This is a genomic window from Pseudomonas sp. Pdm06, from assembly GCF_014851795.1.
In the GTDB taxonomy this organism is placed as follows: domain Bacteria; phylum Pseudomonadota; class Gammaproteobacteria; order Pseudomonadales; family Pseudomonadaceae; genus Aquipseudomonas; species Aquipseudomonas fluorescens_AA.
In genome coordinates, this window is record NZ_JACVAH010000001.1 from 99,601 (window position 1) to 119,402 (window position 19,802).

The 19,802-nt window shown below is 62.8% G+C and carries 17 protein-coding genes; 11 read left to right on the forward strand and 6 right to left on the reverse strand.

Features of this window, described 5'->3' with window-relative positions; all coding sequences use genetic code 11:
* Positions 1–2 precede the first annotated feature (2 nt).
* From IB266_RS00430 to IB266_RS00455, 6 genes are all read left to right on the forward strand, one after another.
* Positions 3–1,991 (forward strand): heme lyase CcmF/NrfE family subunit, encoded by a 1,989-nt coding sequence (locus IB266_RS00430; protein WP_192259483.1) that lies wholly within the window; start codon positions 3–5, stop codon positions 1,989–1,991.
* Positions 1,988–2,524 carry a DsbE family thiol:disulfide interchange protein gene (locus IB266_RS00435; protein WP_060738621.1) on the forward strand — a complete coding sequence of 179 codons (537 nt, stop codon included), beginning with the start codon at positions 1,988–1,990 and terminating at the stop codon, positions 2,522–2,524. The genes IB266_RS00430 and IB266_RS00435 overlap by 4 nt, the downstream gene beginning before the upstream one ends.
* Positions 2,521–2,994, forward strand: coding sequence for a cytochrome c-type biogenesis protein (locus tag IB266_RS00440; protein WP_192259485.1), 474 nt, complete (start codon positions 2,521–2,523; stop codon positions 2,992–2,994). The genes IB266_RS00435 and IB266_RS00440 overlap by 4 nt, the downstream gene beginning before the upstream one ends.
* Positions 2,987–4,189 carry a c-type cytochrome biogenesis protein CcmI gene (ccmI, locus tag IB266_RS00445; protein WP_192259487.1) on the forward strand — a complete coding sequence of 401 codons (1,203 nt, stop codon included), beginning with the start codon at positions 2,987–2,989 and terminating at the stop codon, positions 4,187–4,189. Before IB266_RS00440 ends, ccmI begins: the two co-directional genes overlap by 8 nt.
* A 14-nt stretch (positions 4,190–4,203) precedes the next feature.
* Positions 4,204–4,611 carry a hypothetical protein gene (locus IB266_RS00450; RefSeq protein ID WP_060738618.1) on the forward strand — a complete coding sequence of 136 codons (408 nt, stop codon included), beginning with the start codon at positions 4,204–4,206 and terminating at the stop codon, positions 4,609–4,611.
* 427 nt (positions 4,612–5,038) lie between these two features.
* A complete protein-coding gene (locus tag IB266_RS00455; RefSeq protein ID WP_192259489.1) occupies positions 5,039–7,132 on the forward strand; it encodes an LTA synthase family protein in 2,094 nt (697 codons plus the stop codon).
* A 62-nt stretch (positions 7,133–7,194) separates the two neighbouring features.
* On the opposite strand, the gene IB266_RS00460 is transcribed toward IB266_RS00455, so the two are convergent.
* A complete protein-coding gene (locus IB266_RS00460; protein ID WP_003183939.1) occupies positions 7,195–7,347 on the reverse strand; it encodes a DUF3309 family protein in 153 nt (50 codons plus the stop codon).
* A gap of 230 nt (positions 7,348–7,577) precedes the next feature.
* Here IB266_RS00460 and IB266_RS00465 point away from each other — a divergent pair, with 230 nt between their 5' ends.
* The 3 genes from IB266_RS00465 (at position 7,578) to csrA (ending at position 9,135) form a co-directional block, all read left to right on the forward strand.
* Positions 7,578–8,393, forward strand: coding sequence for an SDR family oxidoreductase (locus tag IB266_RS00465; RefSeq protein WP_103307863.1), 816 nt, complete (start codon positions 7,578–7,580; stop codon positions 8,391–8,393).
* 57 nt (positions 8,394–8,450) lie between these two features.
* Complete coding sequence (locus IB266_RS00470) at positions 8,451–8,783, forward strand: YnfA family protein (protein ID WP_192259491.1); 333 nt, start codon at positions 8,451–8,453, stop codon at positions 8,781–8,783.
* Positions 8,784–8,934: 151 nt separating this feature from the next.
* The gene (gene csrA, locus IB266_RS00475) at positions 8,935–9,135 is read left to right on the forward strand and encodes a carbon storage regulator CsrA (protein ID WP_060738615.1); all 201 of its coding nucleotides are present in this window, start codon (positions 8,935–8,937) and stop codon (positions 9,133–9,135) included.
* Here csrA and IB266_RS00480 read toward each other — a convergent pair.
* The 5 genes from IB266_RS00480 to mnmC form a co-directional block, all read right to left on the reverse strand.
* The gene (locus IB266_RS00480; protein WP_003199186.1) at positions 9,124–9,351 is read right to left on the reverse strand and encodes a YheU family protein; all 228 of its coding nucleotides are present in this window, start codon (positions 9,349–9,351) and stop codon (positions 9,124–9,126) included. The two genes, csrA and IB266_RS00480, sit on opposite strands and share 12 nt — an antisense overlap.
* A 181-nt stretch (positions 9,352–9,532) precedes the next feature.
* On the reverse strand, positions 9,533–10,723 hold the full coding sequence (locus IB266_RS00485; protein ID WP_060738614.1) for an osmoprotectant NAGGN system M42 family peptidase: 1,191 nt from the start codon (positions 10,721–10,723) through the stop codon (positions 9,533–9,535).
* A 201-nt stretch (positions 10,724–10,924) separates the two neighbouring features.
* The gene (gene ngg, locus IB266_RS00490; RefSeq protein ID WP_192259493.1) at positions 10,925–12,670 is read right to left on the reverse strand and encodes an N-acetylglutaminylglutamine synthetase; all 1,746 of its coding nucleotides are present in this window, start codon (positions 12,668–12,670) and stop codon (positions 10,925–10,927) included.
* A 3-nt stretch (positions 12,671–12,673) separates the two neighbouring features.
* A complete protein-coding gene (locus tag IB266_RS00495; protein WP_192259495.1) occupies positions 12,674–14,446 on the reverse strand; it encodes an N-acetylglutaminylglutamine amidotransferase in 1,773 nt (590 codons plus the stop codon).
* A gap of 283 nt (positions 14,447–14,729) precedes the next feature.
* A complete protein-coding gene (gene mnmC / locus IB266_RS00500; RefSeq protein WP_192259497.1) occupies positions 14,730–16,712 on the reverse strand; it encodes a bifunctional tRNA (5-methylaminomethyl-2-thiouridine)(34)-methyltransferase MnmD/FAD-dependent 5-carboxymethylaminomethyl-2-thiouridine(34) oxidoreductase MnmC in 1,983 nt (660 codons plus the stop codon).
* Positions 16,713–16,943: 231 nt separating this feature from the next.
* Between mnmC and pap the strand changes: the two genes are divergently transcribed.
* Positions 16,944–18,458 carry a polyphosphate:AMP phosphotransferase gene (pap, locus tag IB266_RS00505; protein ID WP_192259499.1) on the forward strand — a complete coding sequence of 505 codons (1,515 nt, stop codon included), beginning with the start codon at positions 16,944–16,946 and terminating at the stop codon, positions 18,456–18,458.
* Between the two features lie 103 nt (positions 18,459–18,561).
* On the forward strand, positions 18,562–19,746 hold the full coding sequence (locus tag IB266_RS00510) for a thiolase family protein (protein ID WP_192259501.1): 1,185 nt from the start codon (positions 18,562–18,564) through the stop codon (positions 19,744–19,746).
* Positions 19,747–19,802 lie beyond the last annotated feature (56 nt).

Genomic DNA, 19,802 nt, shown 5'->3' on the forward strand with positions numbered 1-19,802 from the left:
CGATGACTGCTGGCATCTTTATTCCCGAGTTGGGCCACCTGGCGATGATCCTGGCCCTGTGTTTCTCCCTGGTACAGGCTGTGGTGCCGCTGCTCGGTGCCTGGCGCGGCGACCGCTTGTGGATGAGCCTGGCCCAGCCGGCGGCGTGGGGGCAGTTCGCCTTCATGCTGTTCGCCTTCGGTTGCCTGACCTATGCGTTCATGGCCGACGACTTTTCCGTGGAGTACGTTGCCAGCAACTCCAACAGCGCCTTGCCCTGGTACTACAAGTTCAGCGCCGTGTGGGGCGCCCACGAGGGTTCGCTGTTGCTTTGGGCGTTGATCCTCGCTGGCTGGACCTTCGCGGTCTCGGTGTTTTCCCGGCAGTTGCCCCAGGTGATGCTGGCTCGGGTGCTGGCGGTGATGGGCATGATCAGCACCGGTTTCCTGTTGTTCCTGATCGTCACGTCCAACCCGTTCAAGCGCATCCTGCCGCAGATGCCGATGGATGGCCGCGACCTCAACCCATTGTTGCAGGACATCGGCCTGATCGTTCACCCACCGATGCTCTACATGGGCTACGTCGGTTTTTCCGTAGCCTTTTCCTTCGCCATCGCCGCGTTGCTCGGTGGTCGCCTCGATGCCGCGTGGGCGCGCTGGTCGCGCCCGTGGACCATCGTCGCCTGGGCCTTCCTCGGTATCGGCATCACCCTCGGTTCGTGGTGGGCCTACTACGAACTCGGTTGGGGCGGCTGGTGGTTCTGGGACCCGGTGGAAAACGCCTCGTTCATGCCCTGGTTGGTGGGCACGGCGCTGATTCACTCCCTGGCTGTCACGGAAAAGCGCGGTGTGTTCAAGAGCTGGACCGTGTTGCTGGCCATCGCGGCGTTCTCCCTGAGCCTGCTGGGAACGTTCCTGGTGCGTTCCGGCGTGCTGACGTCGGTGCATGCCTTCGCCTCGGACCCTGAGCGTGGCGTGTTCATCCTGATGTTCCTGCTGTTCGTCGTCGGCGGTTCGCTGACGTTGTTCGCCCTGCGTGCGCCAGTGGTCAAGAGTCAGGTCGGCTTCAACCTCTGGTCACGGGAAACCCTGTTGCTGGGCAACAACCTGGTGCTGGTGGTGGCCGCGTCGATGATCCTGCTGGGGACGTTGTACCCGCTGGTGCTCGATGCGTTGTCCGGTGCCAAGCTGTCGGTTGGCCCGCCGTATTTCAATGCGTTGTTCATCCCGCTGATGGCGATCCTGATGGTGGTGATGGCCATCGGTGTGTTGGTGCGCTGGAAGGACACGCCGGTCAAGTGGCTGCTGGGCATGTTGACCCCGGTGCTGTTGGGCACGGCCGCCCTGGCCGTGGTGGCTGGCGTGGCCTATGGCGACTTCAATTGGGCGGTGCTGGCGACGTTCGTGCTGGCGGCCTGGGTGTTGCTGGCCGGTGTCCGGGATATCTTCGACAAGACCCGCCACAAAGGCCTGATCAAAGGCCTGCCGACTCTGACCCGCAGTTACTGGGGCATGCAGATCGCCCACCTGGGTATCGCCGTCTGCGCCCTGGGCGTGGTGCTGTCCAGCCAGAACAGCGCCGAGCGCGACCTGCGCCTGGCGCCGGGCGAGTCCATGGACCTGGGCGGTTATCAATTCGTGTTCGAGGGCGCCAAGCATTTCGAGGGGCCGAACTTCACGTCCGACAAAGGCACCGTGCGGGTCATTCGCAACGGTCAGGAAATCACCGTGCTGCATCCGGAAAAACGTCTCTACACCGTGCAGAACTCGGTCATGACCGAGGCTGGGATCGATGCCGGTTTCACCCGCGACCTCTACGTGGCCCTGGGCGAATCCCTGGGCGACGGCGCATGGGCGGTGCGGGTCCACGTCAAGCCGTTCGTGCGCTGGATCTGGTTCGGTGGCTTGCTCACCGGCCTGGGTGGGGTGCTGGCGGCGCTGGATCGGCGCTATCGGGTCAAGGTGAAAGCCCGGGTGCGTGAAGCCCTGGGCGTGACGGGAGCCACTGCATGAAACGTTGGTTGATGGTGTTGCCGCTGGCGCTGTTCCTGTTGATGGCGGTGTTTTTGTTCCGGGGGTTGTACCTGAACCCGAGCGAATTGCCCTCGGCAATGATTGGCAAGCCGTTCCCGGAGTTTTCCCTGCCCTCGGTGCAAGGTGACAAGACCCTGACCCGTGCCGACCTGCTGGGCAAGCCGGCGCTGGTCAACGTGTGGGGCACCTGGTGCATTTCCTGCCGGGTCGAACACCCGGTGCTGAACAAGCTGGCCCAGAACGGCGTGGTGATCTACGGCGTCAACTACAAGGACGTCAATGCCGACGCCTTGAAGTGGCTGGCCGAATTCCATAACCCGTATCAATTGGACATTCGTGATGAAGACGGCTCCCTGGGCCTGAACCTGGGTGTCTATGGCGCACCGGAAACCTTCTTCATCGATGCCAAGGGCGTGATCCGCGACAAGTTCGTCGGCGTGATCGACGAGCAGGTCTGGCGCGAGAAACTGGCCGCCAAGTACCAGGCCCTGGTGGACGAGGCCAAGCCATGAAGCGTTGGTTAGCCGCCGCCATCCTCGGTTTGAGCCTGGTCGGTGTGGCCCACGCCGCCATCGACACCTACGAATTCGCCAACGATGGCGAGCGCGAGCGGTTTCGCGAGCTGACCAAGGAACTGCGCTGCCCCAAGTGCCAGAACCAGGACATCGCCGACTCCAACGCCCCGATTGCCGCCGACCTGCGCAAGGAAATCTTTCGCATGCTCGGCGAGGGCAAGGACAACCAGCAGATCATCGACTTCATGGTCGATCGCTACGGTGAGTTCGTGCGCTACAACCCCGCCCTGTCCTCCAAGACCGCGCTGCTCTGGTTCGGCCCCGCCGGGCTGTTGCTCGGCGGTTTCGTCGTCATCGCGGTGATCGTGCGCCGCCGCCGGGTCCAGCGTACAGCCACCCCGGACACGCTTTCCGTCGAAGAGCGCCAGCGCCTCGACCAACTGTTGGATAAAACCAAGCATGATTGATTTCTGGCTCGCCGCAGGTCTGCTTCTTCTGGTTGCCCTGAGTTTTCTGTTGATCCCTGTGCTGCGCGGTCGCCGCGCCCAACTGGAGGAGGACCGCACCGCGCTCAACGTGGCGCTGTATCAGGAGCGCGTCGCCGAATTGCAGGCTGAACGGGAGGAGGGCGTGCTCAACGCCGCGCAACTGGACACCGGTCGCGCCGAGGCGGCTCGTGAACTGCTCGCCGACACCGAGGGCGCCGATGCCCCGCGCGAATCCCGATTGGGCAAGCCATTGCCGTTGCTCGCCGCCGTGCTGGTGCCGGTGTTGGGCCTGGCGCTGTACCTGCATTTCGGTGCCAGTGACAAGGTCGAGTTGACCCGCGAGTTCGCCCAGGCGCCGCAGTCGATGGAAGAGATGACCCTGCGCCTGGAACGCGCGGTGGCGGCGCAGCCGGATAATGCCGAGGGGCTGTACTTTCTCGGGCGTACCTACATGGCTCAGGATCGGCCGGCGGACGCGGCGAAGATCTTCGAGCGCACCGTGGCCGTCGCCGGCCGTCAACCGGAACTGTTGGGCCAGTGGGCCCAGGCGCAGTATTTCGCCGATGGCAAGAAATGGTCGGATAAAGTCCAGGCCTTGACCGACGAAGCGCTCAAGCTCGACCCGAAGGAAGTCACCAGCCTCGGCCTATTGGGCATCGCCGCGTTTGAAGGCGAGCGTTATCAGGATGCGATCGACTACTGGGGACGTCTGCTCGCGCAACTGCCGGAAGGCGACAAATCCCGCGAGGCGCTGCAGGGCGGTATTACCCGTGCCACCGAGAAGCTGCAAGCCAGCGGTGGCAAAGTCGCCCAGGCTCCGGTGGCCAAGACCGGGGCATTGCTCAAGGTCCGCGTCGATCTGGCACCGGCACTCAAGGCCAAGGTGCAGCCGGGCGACAGCGTGTTCATCTTCGCCCGTGCCGTTTCCGGCCCACCGGCGCCGCTGGCCGCCAAACGCCTGACGGTGGCCGATCTGCCGGTCACGGTGGAACTGGGCGACGCGGACGCCATGATGCCGCAGTTGAAACTGTCGAACTTCCCCGAAGTCCAACTGATGGCGCGCATCTCCCGGGCCGGTCAGCCGACCGCCGGTGAGTGGATCGGCCGCAGCCAGCCCCTGGCGAGCAGCACCACGGCGCAACAACAATTGACCATCGACAGCCCGGACAAATAACAGGAATTCGCACCATGACCGCCATCGCTCGTATCACCCTGCTCACGCTCGTCATGGGTCTGAGCGCTTGTGCGGTCCAGCGTCCGTCGGAGCCCTCGGCGCCGCTGCCACCGATTCCTCCGTCGACCCCAACCACCAAACCGGCCCCGTCAACGCCGCCAGGCAAGCCGGCCATCCCGAACAAACCGGCCAAGCCGCTGCCGCGCACTTCCGCCAGCTTCGCCCCGCCACCGGGTGGCAACAGCCATTGGGATGCCAAGCTGGGGGTCTATGTGCTGGACAACCAGACTAATACGTTCTATCGCCAGCGTACCTATTACCGCTGGAACAACGGCTGGAGTCGTTCCGTCAGCCCGAATGGCCCATGGGAAGACACCACCATCGAAGGTGTGCCGGCGGGCCTTGGACGCCAGTTTCATTGACGATGATCGTTTTCACACTGGACTGGATGTGATCGGCAACCCTGTGGCGAGGGAGCTTGCTCCCGCTGGGCTGCGAAGCAGCCCCAATCCAGCCACCGCGGTCCGTCAGGTATATTTCGTTATTCGGGTTTTACGACTGCTTCGCAGCCGAGCGGGAGCAAGCTCCCTCGCCACAATAGCGTTCGGCTCAACTTCATCAGCAGGCCGGGATTTTTGTGTTTCTGGATATTCTTTGAACGAAATTTTCACTAAATCTTGCGGACAATCCCCCGCGCTCATATCGCCGTCGGTTATTTAATGGCAATGCCATAGCCGTTCGTGCAACATTTGCGCACTCGCGCAAGCCCCGGGGCCAGGCTTTGGCCAACAGAGGGCGCGCCGTTGTTTCTCTTTTGTCACTCCAATTCCAATAGGGTCCTTAAACGACATGGCAATCCCGGACGCCCTGAGTCAGCAGCGCACCACGCATCGCCTGCTGCAACCGACCGTCAAATCGCACCTGGCCTACACGTTGCTTTGCGCCCTGGTGATGATGGTTATGTTAAGCCTGCTGCGCGTGGCGCTGCTGGTCTATAACCGCGAGATGATTCTCGACACCCCGGCCTCGACCTTCGTTGAAGCGTTCGCCAACGGCCTGCGCTTCGACTTGCGCCTGGTGGTCTACCTCTGCATCCCGTTGCTGCTGGCGTTGTTCAGCGCAAGGGCCATGGCTGCCCGTGGTTTTTTTCGTTTCTGGCTGACCGTCACCTCCAGCATCGCGCTGTTCCTCGGCTTGATGGAGATGGACTTCTACCGTGAATTCCACCAACGCCTCAACGGCCTGGTCTTCCAATATGTGAAGGAAGACCCGAAAACCGTGATGAGCATGCTCTGGTACGGTTTCCCGGTGGTGCGCTACCTGCTGGCCTGGGTCGGCGGCACCCTCATCCTCGCCCTCGCGTTCAAGGGCGCCGACCGCGCCACCCGTCCCCGTGGGCCGTTCAGTGGCGGTACTATCGGCACCCGGCAGATCGCCCCGTGGTATGGGCGTGTCGCGGTGTTCATGGTTTGCCTGCTGGTGGCCGTGGCCGCCGCGCGCGGCACCTTGCGCCAAGGTCCGCCGCTGCGTTGGGGGGATGTCTACACCACCGATTCGAACTTCGCCAACCAGTTGGGACTCAATGGCACGTTGTCGCTGGTGGCGGCGGCCAAGAGCCGGATGTCCGAAGACCGTGACAACATCTGGAAAGCCACCCTCGAGCAGCCGCTGGCACAGCAGACCGTGCGTGACATGCTGGTGATGTCTGACGACAAACTCGTGGACACCGAGACCGCCGCCGTGCGCCGCGACTACACGCCGCCGGCGGACAAGACCCTGCCGATCAAGAACGTGGTCGTGATCCTCATGGAAAGCATGGCCGGTCACTCGGTGGGCGCCCTGGGCGCGCCGGGCAACATCACGCCTTACATGGACAAACTGTCCAAGGAAGGTCTGCTGTTCGACCGTTTCTTCTCCAATGGCACCCACACCCACCAGGGTATGTTCGCCACCATGGCGTGCTTCCCGAACCTGCCGGGGTTCGAATACCTGATGCAGACGCCGGAGGGCAGCCACAAGCTGTCAGGTTTGCCGCAACTGCTCAGCGCCCGTGACTACGACGACGTGTATGTCTACAACGGCGATTTCGCCTGGGACAACCAGTCGGGGTTCTTCAGCAGCCAGGGCATGACCAACTTCATCGGGCGTAACGACTTCGTGAACCCGGTGTTTTCCGACCCCACCTGGGGCGTGTCCGACCAAGACATGTTCGACCGTGGCCTGATCGAGCTCAAGGCGCGGGAAAATGGCAAGCCGTTCTATGCCTTGCTGCAAACCCTGTCCAACCACACGCCTTATGCGTTGCCGACACCGTTGCCGGTCGAGCCGGTCACCGACCGTGGCAGCCTGAACGAACACTTGACGGCCATGCGCTACGCCGACTGGGCGCTGGGCCAGTTCTTCGAGAAAGCCCGCAAGGAGCCTTACTTCAAGGAAACCCTGTTTGTGGTGGTGGGCGACCATGGCTTTGGCAACGAACGCCAGATCACCGAAATGGACCTGGGCCGTTTCAACGTGCCGATGCTGTTGATCGGCCCGGGTGTCCAGGAAAAATTCGGCCAGCGCAGCCACACCGTGGGGACCCAGGTCGACATCGTGCCGACCATCATGGGCCGGCTCGGTGGGCAGGTACGGAACCAGTGCTGGGGTCGTGACCTGTTGAACCTGCCGGAAGGCGATACCGGTTTTGGCGTGATCAAACCGTCGGGCAGTGAACAGACGACGGCGATCATTCGCGACGACAAGATCCTGGTCCTGCCGAAGGAGAAGGAAATGCCGCCGAAGATGTACCGCTATGAACTGGGCGCCAACCCTCATGCGCAAATCATCCCGGACGCACCGGACACGGCCGAGATGAAACTCAAGCTCGAATCGTTCCTGCAAACCGCGACCAAGAGCCTGTTGGATAACACCGCGGGCGTCGTTGACGGCAAGCCGGACTGATAAACGGCGAGCATAAAAAAGAGGCCTGCGAAGGCCTCTTTTTTTTGCGCTTACTTAGTGGTTTATATCTTGCCCAGTAATAGCAGGACCAACAGCACCACCAACACTACACCAATGATACCGGACGGACCGTAACCCCAACTTCTGGAGTGTGGGAAGACCGGAAGACCACCGATCAGCAGGAGGATCAGGATGATGATAAGTATTGTGCCCATTTGTAGATTTCCTTATTGGTCAGTTTTGGAGTGTTGTAACTTCCAACTACCAGCACGCATGCGTTAAATCCGGGCGGCTTAATAAGTCCGACCGTAACGTCTGGTAAAAAATTCAAAGTTTTTGTAGCAGCTACGGTTTGCCCCCGCCATTCAGCAATTTGATGGAGCGTGGGTCCGGCAGGCGCCTTCGCTACACTCGGCCTATCTCTCCCGGAACAAGGCTGTTTGCTATGCAAAATCGCATGATGATCACTGGCGCCGGCTCCGGCCTGGGGCGCGAAATCGCGCTGCGTTGGGCCCGCGAAGGCTGGCACCTGGCCTTATCGGATGTCAGCGAACCAGGCCTTGTGGAAACCCTCAAACTCGTGCGCGCGGCGGGTGGCGACGGCTTCACCCAGCGCTGCGATGTGCGCGACTACAGCCAATTGACTGCGTTCGCCCAGGCTTGCGAAGAGAAGCTCGGCGGCATCGATATCATCGTCAACAATGCCGGCGTCGCCTCGGGCGGGTTCTTCAGCGAACTCTCCCTGGAGGATTGGGACTGGCAGATCGCGATCAACCTGATGGGCGTGGTCAAGGGCTGCAAGGCGTTCCTGCCGCTGCTGGAAAAAAGCCGCGGCAAGATCATCAACATTGCTTCCATGGCCGCCCTGATGCAGGGGCCAGCCATGAGCAACTACAACGTGGCCAAGGCCGGTGTGGTGGCGTTGTCGGAAAGCCTGCTGGTGGAACTGGCACAGCAGGAGGTAGGCGTACACGTGGTGTGCCCGTCGTTCTTCCAGACCAATCTGCTGGACTCCTTCCGCGGCCCGACCCCGGCCATGAAAGCCCAGGTTGGCAAATTGCTGGAAAGCTCGCCGATCAGCGCCGCCGACATTGCCGACTACATCTATCAGCAAGTCGCCCAGGGCCAGTTCATGATCCTGCCCCATGAACAGGGACGCATGGCGTGGGCCCTCAAGCAGAAGAACCCGCAGTTGCTGTACGACGAAATGACCGTCATGGCCGACAAGATGCGCGCCAAGGCTCGGCAGAACCTGAATTGACCTGGCTGCCCGATGTCCTCAGGATGGCGCCATTCGGCCTTCCTGATGGACATCTGCATGCTCAATTACTTGTGGTTTTTTCTCGCCGCGCTGTTTGAAATCGCCGGTTGCTACGCCTTCTGGATGTGGCTGCGCCAGGGCAAGAGCGCCTGGTGGATCGTCCCGGCGCTGCTCAGCCTGACCTTGTTCGCCCTGTTGTTGACTCGCATCGAAGCGACATACGCCGGGCGTGCCTACGCCGCCTATGGCGGCATCTATATCATTGCCTCGATTGGTTGGCTGGCCGTGGTGGAGCGGGTCCGGCCACTGGGTTCCGACTGGATTGGCGTGGCGCTCTGCGTGTTGGGGGCGAGCGTGATTCTATTCGGTCCGCGGTTCTCGGCGTCCTGAAATAACCTACGGTCCGGCAGGGTTTTGCAGGAAGTTTCCTTCAGTCGCAAGAACTTTGCTTGTAGGGCCTTACTGAATTCTCGCCGGTGTCTTGAGAACGGAAAGCAGGCCGGGCATGGTCAGGGTCCAGACATTCTTAAGGACAAGAACCATGCTCGTATTAAGCCGCGCTGTGGGTGAGTTGATTTCCATCGGTGACGATATTTCCGTCCGTGTGTTGTCGGTCAGCGGCACCACCGTGCGTTTTGGCGTGGAAGCGCCACGGCACGTCGATGTCCATCGCTCCGAAATCTACGAAAAGATCCAGCGGAAAAAGGCCCACGCCGCCCGCAAGGCGTGTTCAGTCGAATAGGTGCTTGGGCACGTCGTGCTTGAGCATCAGTTGGCACTGTTCGCTTTCGGGGTCGAAGACGATCAACGCCTGGCCTTTGGTCAGCGCTTGCCGGACCCGTAGAACCCGCGTTTCCAGGGGCGTGTCGTCACCGTTGTCGGTGCCGTCGCGGGTCACGAAGTCCTCGATCAGGCGAGTGAGTGTGTCGACTTCGAGTTGGTCGTGGGGGATGAGCATGGGGTACCTCGGCTAGACAATGAGGCGATGCTACGGCCAATGGGCTTTTGCGGCTAGCCTTGGGTTTTGTGGGGCCTGTTCTGGCCTCATCGCGAGCAAGCTCGCTCCCACAGGGGAATGCATTTCAAGTGTGGGAGCGAGCTTGCTCGCGATGGCAATAGCCCAGACAGTGAATGTTGGATCAGCTATCCGACCGCTGCCCCACCAGGCTATCCACCGATGGCACTCGGGTATCGCTTTCCATCTGTGCATCGTGCTCGATCTGGTGACTGAAGCGGTCCAGCGAGCCTTGGGCCGGTTGTGCGTCGCTGGCGAACACCGGTGGGCTGAGAATGTAGGCGCCGAGCAGGCGGCTGAGGGCGGCCAGGCTGTCGATGTGGGTGCGTTCGTAGCCATGGGTGGCGTCGCAGCCGAAGGCGAGCAGGGCGGTACGGATATCGTGGCCGGCGGTGATGGCCGAATGAGCGTCGCTGAAGTAATAGCGGAACAGGTCGCGGCGTGCCGATATGTCATTCTCCTTGGCCAGTTTCAGCAAGTGCCGCGACAGGTGATAGTCGTAGGGGCCTCCGGAGTCCTGCATCGCCACGCTGACCGAATGTTCGCTCGAGTGCTGGCCGGGGGCGACGGGCGCGATGTCGATGCCGACGAATTCGCTGACGTCCCAGGGCAGTGCGGCCGCGGCGCCGCTGCCGGTTTCCTCGGTGATGGTGAACAGTGGGTGACAATCGATCAGCAGTTCTTCACCGCTGTCGACAATCGCCTTGAGCGCCGCCAGCAGCGCCGCGACCCCGGCCTTGTCGTCCAGGTGCCGGGCGCTGATGTGGCCGCTTTCGGTGAATTCCGGCAGGGGATCGAAGGCCACGTAATCGCCGATGCCCACCCCGAGGGTTTCGCAGTCGGCGCGGGTGGCGCAATAGGCGTCCAGGCGCAATTCGATGTGGTCCCAACTGATGGGCATTTCGTCCACGGCGGTGTTGAACGCGTGCCCGGACGCCATCAATGGCAGCACGCTGCCGCGAATCACGCCGGTGTCGGTGAACAGGCTGACCCGGCTGCCTTCGGCAAACCGGCTGGACCAGCAACCTACCGGGGCCAGGGTCAGGCGACCGTTGTCCTTGATGGCCCGCACCGCGGCACCGATTGTATCCAGGTGCGCCGAGACGGCCCGGTCGGGGCTGCTCTTGCGGCCCTTGAGCGTGGCGCGGATCGTGCCGCGACGGGTCATTTCGAACGCGATACCCAGCTCCTCGAGCCGCTCGGCGACGTAGCGCACGATGGTATCGGTAAAGCCGGTAGGGCTGGGAATGGCGAGCATTTCCAGCAGGACTTTCTGCAGGTATTCGAGATCCGGTTCGGGAATTTTGCTGATCATGGAAACTCCTGATGGGTTGAGCACATCGATGGTTTCGATGAGTGAGTCCGATTGTTGGATGACGGTGCCTGCACTGGCCTTATCGCGAGCAAGCTCGCTCCCACAGAGTTTTTGCAATGAACACAGAATGTATAAACACCAAAAACTCCATGTGGGAGCGAGCTTGCTCGCGATGAGGACTGTTCAGGCACCACAGTTCTGCTAGGCCACCGTCTGGCTATGAGGAAACAACAAATCCACAAAGCGCTCGGCGGTGGGCTGGGGTTCGTGGTTGGCCAGGCCGGCGCGTTCGTTGGCTTCGATGAACACGTACTCGGGTTGATCGGCCGCCGGCACCAGCAGGTCGAGGCCGACCATGGGGATGTCCAACGCCCGCGCGGCGCGCACCGCCGCATCGACGAGGGTCGGATGCAGGATGGCGGTGACATCCTCCAGCACGCCGCCGGTATGCAGGTTTGCCGTACGCCGGACGAACAGGTGTTCCCCGGCCGGCAGCACGCTGTCGTAGTCGAACCCCGCCGCGTTGAGTGTGCGCAGGGTCTCGGCATCCATCGGGATCTTGCTTTCGCCGCCCGTGGCGGCCTGCCGTCGGCGGCTTTGGGCTTCAATCAACGCGCCGATGGTGTGCCGGCCGTCGCCGATCACCTCCGCCGGACGCCGGATCGCCGCCGCCACCACTTCAAAGCCGATCACCAGGATGCGCAGGTCCAGCCCTTCGTGGAAGCTTTCCAGCAACACCTGGCTATCGAACTGCCGAGCCGTTTCGATGGCGCTCTGCACTTCCTCGATGGTGCGCAGATCCACCGCCACGCCTTGGCCCTGTTCTCCGTCCAGCGGCTTGACCACCACCCGTTCGTGCTCATCGAGGAACGCCAGGTTGTCATCGGCATTGCCCGCCAACTGTTGGGCCGGCAGGTTCAGGCCGGCGCTTTTCAGTACCTTGTGGGTCAGGCTTTTGTTCTGGCACAGGGTCATGCTGATGGCGCTGGTCAGGTCGCTCAGGGATTCGCGGCAGCGCACCCGGCGGCTGCCGTGAACCAGGGTGAACAAGCCGGCCTCGGCATCGTCCACCTGCACTTCGATGCCTCGACGGTGAGCTTCTTCGACAATGATCCGCGCATAAGGATTGAACTGCGCCTCGGGACCTGGGCCGAGGAACAACGGCTGGTTGATGCCGTTCTTGCGTTTGATGGCGAAGGTCGAGAGGTTGCGAAAGCCGAGTTTGGCGTAGAGGTTTTTCGCCTGGCGATTGTCATGCAGCACCGACAGGTCGAGGTAGCTCAAGCCCCGGCTCATGAAATGCTCGATGAGGTGACGCACCAGCACTTCGCCCACACCAGGCCGTGGGCATTGCGGATCGACGGCCAGGCACCAGAGGCTGCTGCCGTTTTCCGGGTCGTTGAAGGCCTTCTGATGACTCAGGCCCATGACGCTGCCGATCACCGTACCGGTGTCGTCGTCTTCGGCCAGCCAGTAGACCGGGCCGCCCTCGTGGCGCGGGGTCAGTCGCAGCGGGTCGATGGGCAACATGCCCCGGGCCTGGTAGAGCTGGTTGATGGCCTGCCAGTCGGTCTCGCTCTGGGCCCGGCGAATTCGGAAACCGCGAAACACTCGGGTGGACTGGCGATAGTCGCTGAACCACAGGCGCAAGGTATCGGATGGATCGAGGAACAGTTGCGCTGGTTCCAACCCCAGCACTTGCTGGGGCGCGGCCACGTACAAGGCAATGTCGCGTTCACCGGGTTGTTCGTTGAGCAGTTCCCGGGCCAGGCTCGCCGGGTCCGGGAAGGTGTGGCCGATCAGCAGTCGGCCCCAGCCGCAATGCACCGCGATCGGGTCGGCGCCCAATTCGCTGCCGTCTTCGGCCAGGCGTGCCTGCAGGCGTTCGTAAGAAGGCGCCTGGCCGCGCAAGAGGCGTTGGTTGTGAACGGTTGCGTGAGGTTTCATCGATCAGATTCCTTGCTCGCTGAGCCACAGGTTCAGCGCCGCCAGTTGCCACAGTCGCGAACCGCGCAACGGCGTGAGCTGGCCGTTGGGGTCGGTGAGCAGGCGGTCGAGCATGGCCGGGTTGAACAGGCCGCGATCCTGGCTCGGATCCAGCAGCAGCTCGCGGACCCAGGCCAGGGTATGGCCTTCCAGGTGCTTGAGGCCCGGCACCGGGAAATAACCTTTCTTGCGGTCGATCACCTCGCTGGGGACCACCCGTCGGGCGGCTTCCTTGAGCACCTGCTTGCCGCCATCGGGCAACTTGAACTGCGCCGGGACCCGGGCCGAAAGCTCGACCAAGCGGTAGTCCAGGAACGGCGTGCGCGCTTCCAGGCCCCAGGCCATGGTCATGTTGTCGACGCGCTTGACCGGGTCGTCCACCAGCATCACCGTGCTGTCCAGGCGCAGGGCCTTGTCCACCGCGGCATCGGCCCCGGGTTGGGCGAAATGTTCCTTGACGAAGTCACCGGCCGCGTCATTGGCCGTCAGCCAGTTGGGCTGCACGGTGGCGGCATATTCTTCGTAGCTGCGGTCGAAGAACGCAGCGCGATAGGCGGCGTACGGATCGCTGGCGCCATCGACCTGCGGGTACCAGTGGTAACCGGCGAACAGCTCGTCGGCGCCCTGGCCGCTTTGCACGACTTTGCAATGCTTGGCCACTTCCCGCGACAGCAGGTAGAAGGCGATGCAATCGTGGCTGACCATCGGCTCGCTCATGGCGCGGAACGCCGCGGGCAGTTGCTCGATGATCTCTTTTTCGTCGATGCGCAGTTGGTGGTGGCGGGTGCCGTAGTGCTTGGCGATCAGGTCCGAATATTGGAATTCGTCACCGCGCTCGCCGCCGGCATCCTGGAAACCGATGGAGAACGTGGACAGGTCTTCCACGCCCACTTCCCGCAACAGACCCACCAACATGCTTGAGTCGACGCCCCCGGACAGCAGCACGCCGACATCCACGGCGGCACGCTGGCGAATGGCGACGGCTTCACGGGTGCTATCGAGCACGCGGTCGGTCCAGTCTTCCAGGTTCAGGTGCTGTTCGTCGGCCCGAGGGCCGTAGGGCAGGGTCCACCAGGTTTTCTGCTCGGTGGTACCGTCGGCTTCGATGCGCATCCAGGTAGCGGGCGGCAGTTTTTCAACACCGGCCAGCAAGGTACGGGGCGCCGGGACCACGGCGTGGAAATTCAGATAATGGTTGAGGGCCACCGGGTCGAGCATGGGGTTGATGTCGCCGCCCTTGAGCAACGCCGGCAATGCCGAGGCGAAGCGTAGCCGCTGGCCGGTGCGCGACAGGTACAGCGGCTTGACGCCGAGGCGGTCGCGGGCGATGAACAGCCGCTTGGCATCGCGCTCCCAGATGGCGAACGCGAACATGCCGTTGAGCTTGGGCAGCAGTGCTTCGCCCCAGGCGTGGTAGCCCTTGAGCAGCACTTCGGTGTCGCCACCGGAATAGAAGGTATAGCCCAGGGCTTCGAGTTCGGTGCGCAGTTCCGGGTAGTTGTAGATCGCGCCGTTGAAGGCCAGGGACAGGCCCAGTTGATTGTCGATCATCGGCTGGGCCGAACCGTCCGACAGGTCCATGATTTTCAGGCGCCGATGGCCCAGGGCAATCGGCCCCTGGCTATGAAAACCCCACGCGTCAGGGCCGCGAGGGGCCAGGTGATGGGTGATCCGCTCTACGGCCGCAAGGTCCGCAGGTTGTTGATCGAAACGTAACTCTCCAGCTAATCCGCACATAAGTCCTTACCGGTTTTTCCGTTGGGGAGGGGTCAAGCAGCACGCGCCAAAAGGGCGGGTACCCTGAAACTGACCGGAGGGATTGCTGTGAGTTTTAGATCGATGCGTTATAAGCCGGCGGGTGGGTGGGTTGGTCTGCCATGGGATTTAAAGATAGGCGAACCTGTGGGAGCTGAGCTTGCTCGCGATGGCGGTGGATCAGCCGGCATCTTAGTAGGCTGACACATCGCCATCGCGAGCAAGCTCAGCTCCCACAGGGTTTGTTATGAGCCATCCATCGGGGTCAGGCCTTGCCCCGAATCAAGGCCCGCAACGCAAACCGGTTCGGGTGGCAGGCCTCGGCCACGCTGCGGGGCAATGGCAGTGGTTCGTTGTCCAGCCAGGCGGCGATCAGTTCGCCCGACAGGGGCGCGGTGATCAAGCCTCGGGAACCGTGGCCGCTGTTGATGTACAGGCCCGCGAGCCACGGGCAAGGGGCGTCCGGTACTTGGCGGGCGTCTTTGCCCAGGGCCGCATAGGCGTCGGTAAAGGCCTGGCGGTCGGCCAACGGTCCGACAATCGGCAGGTAATCCGGGCTGGTGCAGCGAAACGCCACGCGGCCTTCGAGGTGCTCCGGGTCCAAGGTAGCGGCGTTCAAGCGCTGCACCAGGTCTTGGGAGATTTCTTCGAGCATCTGCAGGTTGCCGGCGTGCTCGGCGGCGGTGGGGGTCAGGTCGTCGCTGTTGAAGTCGAAACTGGCGCCCAGGGTGTGTTCGCCCTGCCGCGGCGGCGCCACATAACCTTCGGCGCAGACCACCGTCGCCAGGCTCTGGCTGCGGTGGGTTTGCGGCAGACGGGTGATCTGCCCGCGAATGCGCTTGAGCGGCAAGTCGGCAGCCGGTTCGAAGCGTTTGATCTCGGCAGCACTGGCGAGAATCACCACCGGTGCGCTGGCCAGGCAGCGTTCGCTGTCCCACGCCTGCCATTGGCCGTCGACGCGGCGCAGGTGCAGCACGTCATGATGGGGTTGCACATCGATCGCCGGTCCCGAGGCTTGCCAGCGACACAATGCTGGCGGATGCACCCAGCCGCCCTCGGGATAAAACAAACCTCCACAAGCCAGGCCGATGCCGGATCGGGCCTGGGCTTCGGACTGATCCAGGGTGTGCAGTAAATCCGTTGGGAACGCCTCGGCCAGTTGTGTCTGGCGTTCGGCTTCCTTGCTGTTGAAGGCCAGTTGCAAGACGCCACAGGCATCCCAATCAACGCCGCGTTGCAGTTGCTCCAGCACGCGTCGGGTGTAGCCGAAGCCGCTGAGGATCATCTGCGACAATGCGGTGCCGTGGGCCGACAACTTGAGGTACAGCACGCCCTGGGGGTTGCCGGAGGCTTCCTCGGCCAACCCGGCATGCCGCTCCAGCAGTGTCACCTGCCAGCCACGGGCGGCGAGGCTCGCCGCGCTGGCACAACCGGCCAGGCCACCGCCGATCACCAGGGCCCGGCGCTCGCCGGTGGGTGGCACGGGGCGGGCGTACCAGGGTTTTGCCGGGGATGGTGCCGGTGTCTGTTCCGGCCAGCCAAGAAACACGCCCCGCAGGATTTCCCACTTATGGCCGATGCCCGGCGTGCGCTTCATCTTGAAGCCCGCCGCGTTCAGCAGGCGTCGGACCCAACCGGTGCTGGTGAAGGTGCTGAGGGTGGCGCCGGGTGCGGCCAGCCGGGCCAGTTCGGCGAACAGCTCGGCGGTCCACATTTCGGGGTTTCGGGCCGGTGCGAAACCGTCCAGAAACCAGGCGTCGATCTGCCCGTCCAACTGCGGCAACTGCTCCAGGGCATCGCCGATCAACAGGGTCAGCGTCACTCGCCCATTGGCCAGGACCAGGCGCTGGAAACCCTGATGGATCGCCACGTATTGCCCAAGCAGTTGCTCGGCCTGGAGGGCGAGCTGCGGCCAGAGGGCGAGGGCCCGACACAGGTCCTGCGGGGTCAATGGGTACTTCTCGACGCTGACGAAATGCAGCCGCGCCCCGGTCGGCGCGCATTGTTCGAACAACTGCCAGGCGCAGAGGAAGTTCAAGCCGGTGCCAAAGCCGGTTTCGCCGATCACCAGGCGCCCGTCGGCGGGCAGCGCGGCAAAGCGCTCGGCCAGGTTGTTCTGCTCGAGGAACACGTAACGGGTTTCTTCCAGCCCGGACTGATCGGAGAAATATACGTCGTCGAATACCCGCGAGCGCGGGCGACCCTGGTCGTCCCAGTCGAGTTGGGCGTGGTGCTGTACAGGCGTCATGGCAGGCTCGGTCGAAACTGAGCGGCCATTCTAGCCGATCGATTACCGATTGCTCCTGTGCATACGCATCCGTAGGAGCTGACGAGTGCAACGAGGCTGCGATCTTTCGCGCGAGACTCAATTGACTGGGACAAGATCGCAGCCTCGTTGCACTCGACAGCTCCTACACAGCTCCTACACGGGCCGCATCCAATCCGCTAGTCTTGCCCCAATCCCTGGAAGGAGCTGTCCATGTTCGAATCCGCTGAAATCGGTCACGTCATCGATAAAGACACCTTTGAAGCCGAGGTGCCGGCCCTGCGTGAAGCACTGCTGGAAGCGCAGTTCGAGTTGCAGCAACAGGGTCGGTTTCCGGTCATCGTGTTGATCAACGGCATCGAAGGCGCGGGCAAGGGCGAGACGGTGAAGTTGCTCAATGAATGGATGGACCCGCGGCTGATCGAAGTGCGCACCTTCGACCAGCAGACCGACGAGGAACTGGCGCGGCCTCCCGCGTGGCGTTACTGGCGGATGCTGCCGGCCAAGGGGCGCATGGGGATTTTCTTCGGCAACTGGTACAGCCAGATGCTGCAAGGCCGGGTCCATGGCGAGTTCAAGGACCCACGGCTCGACCAGGCGATCGCCGGTGCCGAGCGCCTGGAAAAAATGCTCTGCGATGAAGGCGCGCTGATCTTCAAGTTCTGGTTCCACCTGTCCAAGAAACAGATGAAGGCCCGGCTCAAGGGGCTCAAGGATGACCCGCTGCACAGTTGGCGCATCAGCCCGCTGGATTGGCAGCAATCCCAGACCTATGACAAGTTCGTCAAATACGGCGAGCGTGTGCTGCGCCGCACCAGTCGCGATTACGCGCCCTGGCATGTGATCGAAGGCATGGACAGCTGTTATCGCAGCCTCACCGTCGGGCGGATCCTGCTCGACGGTTTGCGCCAGGCCCTGGACCGGCCGAAGATCAAGCCGCAAAAGGTCAGCGTGGCGCCGCTGCCTGAGCTGGATGGCCAGATCACGTTGCTCGACAGCCTGGACATGACCCGGCGCCTGGACAAGGCCGACTACGAAGAACAACTGATCACCGAGCAGGCGCGGTTCGCCGGGCTGCTGCGGGACAAACGCATGCGCCAGCATGCCCTGGTGGCGGTGTTCGAAGGCAACGACGCGGCGGGCAAGGGCGGGGCGATCCGGCGGGTCACGGCGGCCCTGGACCCGCGCCAATACAGCATCGTGCCCATTGCCGCACCCACGGAAGAAGAGCGCGCCCACCCCTACATGTGGCGGTTCTGGCGGCATATTCCCGCACGCGGCAAGTTCACCATGTTCGACCGCTCCTGGTACGGCCGGGTGCTGGTGGAGCGGGTCGAAGGGTTTTGCAGCCAGGCCGACTGGCTGCGGGCCTACGGGGAAATCAACGATTTCGAGGAACAGCTCGCCGACGCCGGCGTGGTGGTGGTCAAGTTCTGGCTGGCCATCGACAAGGAAACCCAGCTGGAGCGTTTCCAGGAGCGCGAGGACATCCCGTTCAAGCGTTTCAAGATCACCGAGGATGACTGGCGCAACCGCGACAAGTGGGATGCCTACCGCGCCGCGGTGTGCGACATGGTCGACCGCACCAGCACCGAGATTGCCCCCTGGACTTTGGTGGAGGCCAACGACAAGCGCTGGGCGCGGGTCAAGGTGTTGCGCACCCTCAACCAGGCGCTGGAGGCGGCTTTCGAGCGCAGTGCGAGACAGGCTCGCAAGAAGAAGCGCTAGGGCGATGGGCGCGCATACGCGAGGTGAATGATTGTCGCGGTCGGTTATCCAGTGGATCTATGCTCGATCCACTCTCAACCGACTACAACAATGAGGTACAGCCATGCGTGAAGTGGTGATCGTCGACAGCGTACGGACCGGCCTGGCCAAGTCCTTTCGTGGCAAGTTCAACATGACCCGTCCGGATGACATGGCGGCCCATTGCGTCAATGCCTTGCTGGCGCGCAACGACATCAACCCGGCCAGTGTCGAGGACTGCATCGTCGGGGCCGGGTCCAATGAAGGTGCCCAGGGCTACAACATCGGGCGCAACGTGGCGGTGCTCTCGCAATTGGGCATCGGCACGGCCGGCATGACCCTCAACCGCTTCTGTTCTTCGGGCCTGCAAGCCATTGCCATCGCCGCCAACCAGATCGCTTCCGGTTGCAGCGACATCATCGTGGCCGGCGGGGTGGAGTCCATCAGCCTGACGATGAAAAGCGTCAACACCGACAACCTGATCAACCCGCTGCTCAAGGAACAGGTGCCCGGGATTTATTTTCCCATGGGCCAGACCGCCGAGATCGTCGCCCGCCGTTACCAGGTCAGCCGCGAGGAGCAGGATCGCTACGCCTTGCAGAGCCAGCAACGCACCGCCAAGGCCCAGGCGGCGGGGTTGTTCGATGACGAAATTATCCCGATGGCGGTCAAGTACCGGGTCGAGGACAAGAACACGGGTGCCGTGCAGATCCTGGACGGTGTGGTCGATCACGACGATTGCAACCGCCCGGACACCACCTATGAAAGCCTGGCCGGCCTGAAACCGGTGTTCGCCGAAGACGGCTCGGTGACGGCGGGCAACTCCTCGCAGTTGTCCGACGGGGCCTCGATGACCTTGGTGATGAGCCTGGAAAAGGCCCTGGCCCTGGGGCTCAAGCCCAAGGCGTTTTTCCGCGGCTTTACGGTGGCTGGTTGCGAGCCGGACGAAATGGGCATCGGCCCGGTGTTTTCGGTGCCCAAGCTGCTCAAGGCCAAGGGCTTGCAGATCGCCGATATCGACCTGTGGGAACTCAACGAGGCGTTCGCTTCCCAATGCCTGTACAGCCGCGACCGGCTGGAAATCGATCCGCAGAAATACAACGTCAACGGCGGCTCGATCTCCATCGGCCATCCGTTCGGCATGACCGGTTCGCGGCAGGTGGGGCATCTGGTGCGTGAGCTGCAACGGCGCAACCTGCGTTACGGCATCGTGACCATGTGCGTGGGCGGCGGGATGGGGGCTACGGGGTTGTTCGAGGCGGTGAGATAACCACGGGCTTAGGGAGGTCGGCGGCTTTTGTGGCCAGGGAGCTTGTGTGGCGAGGG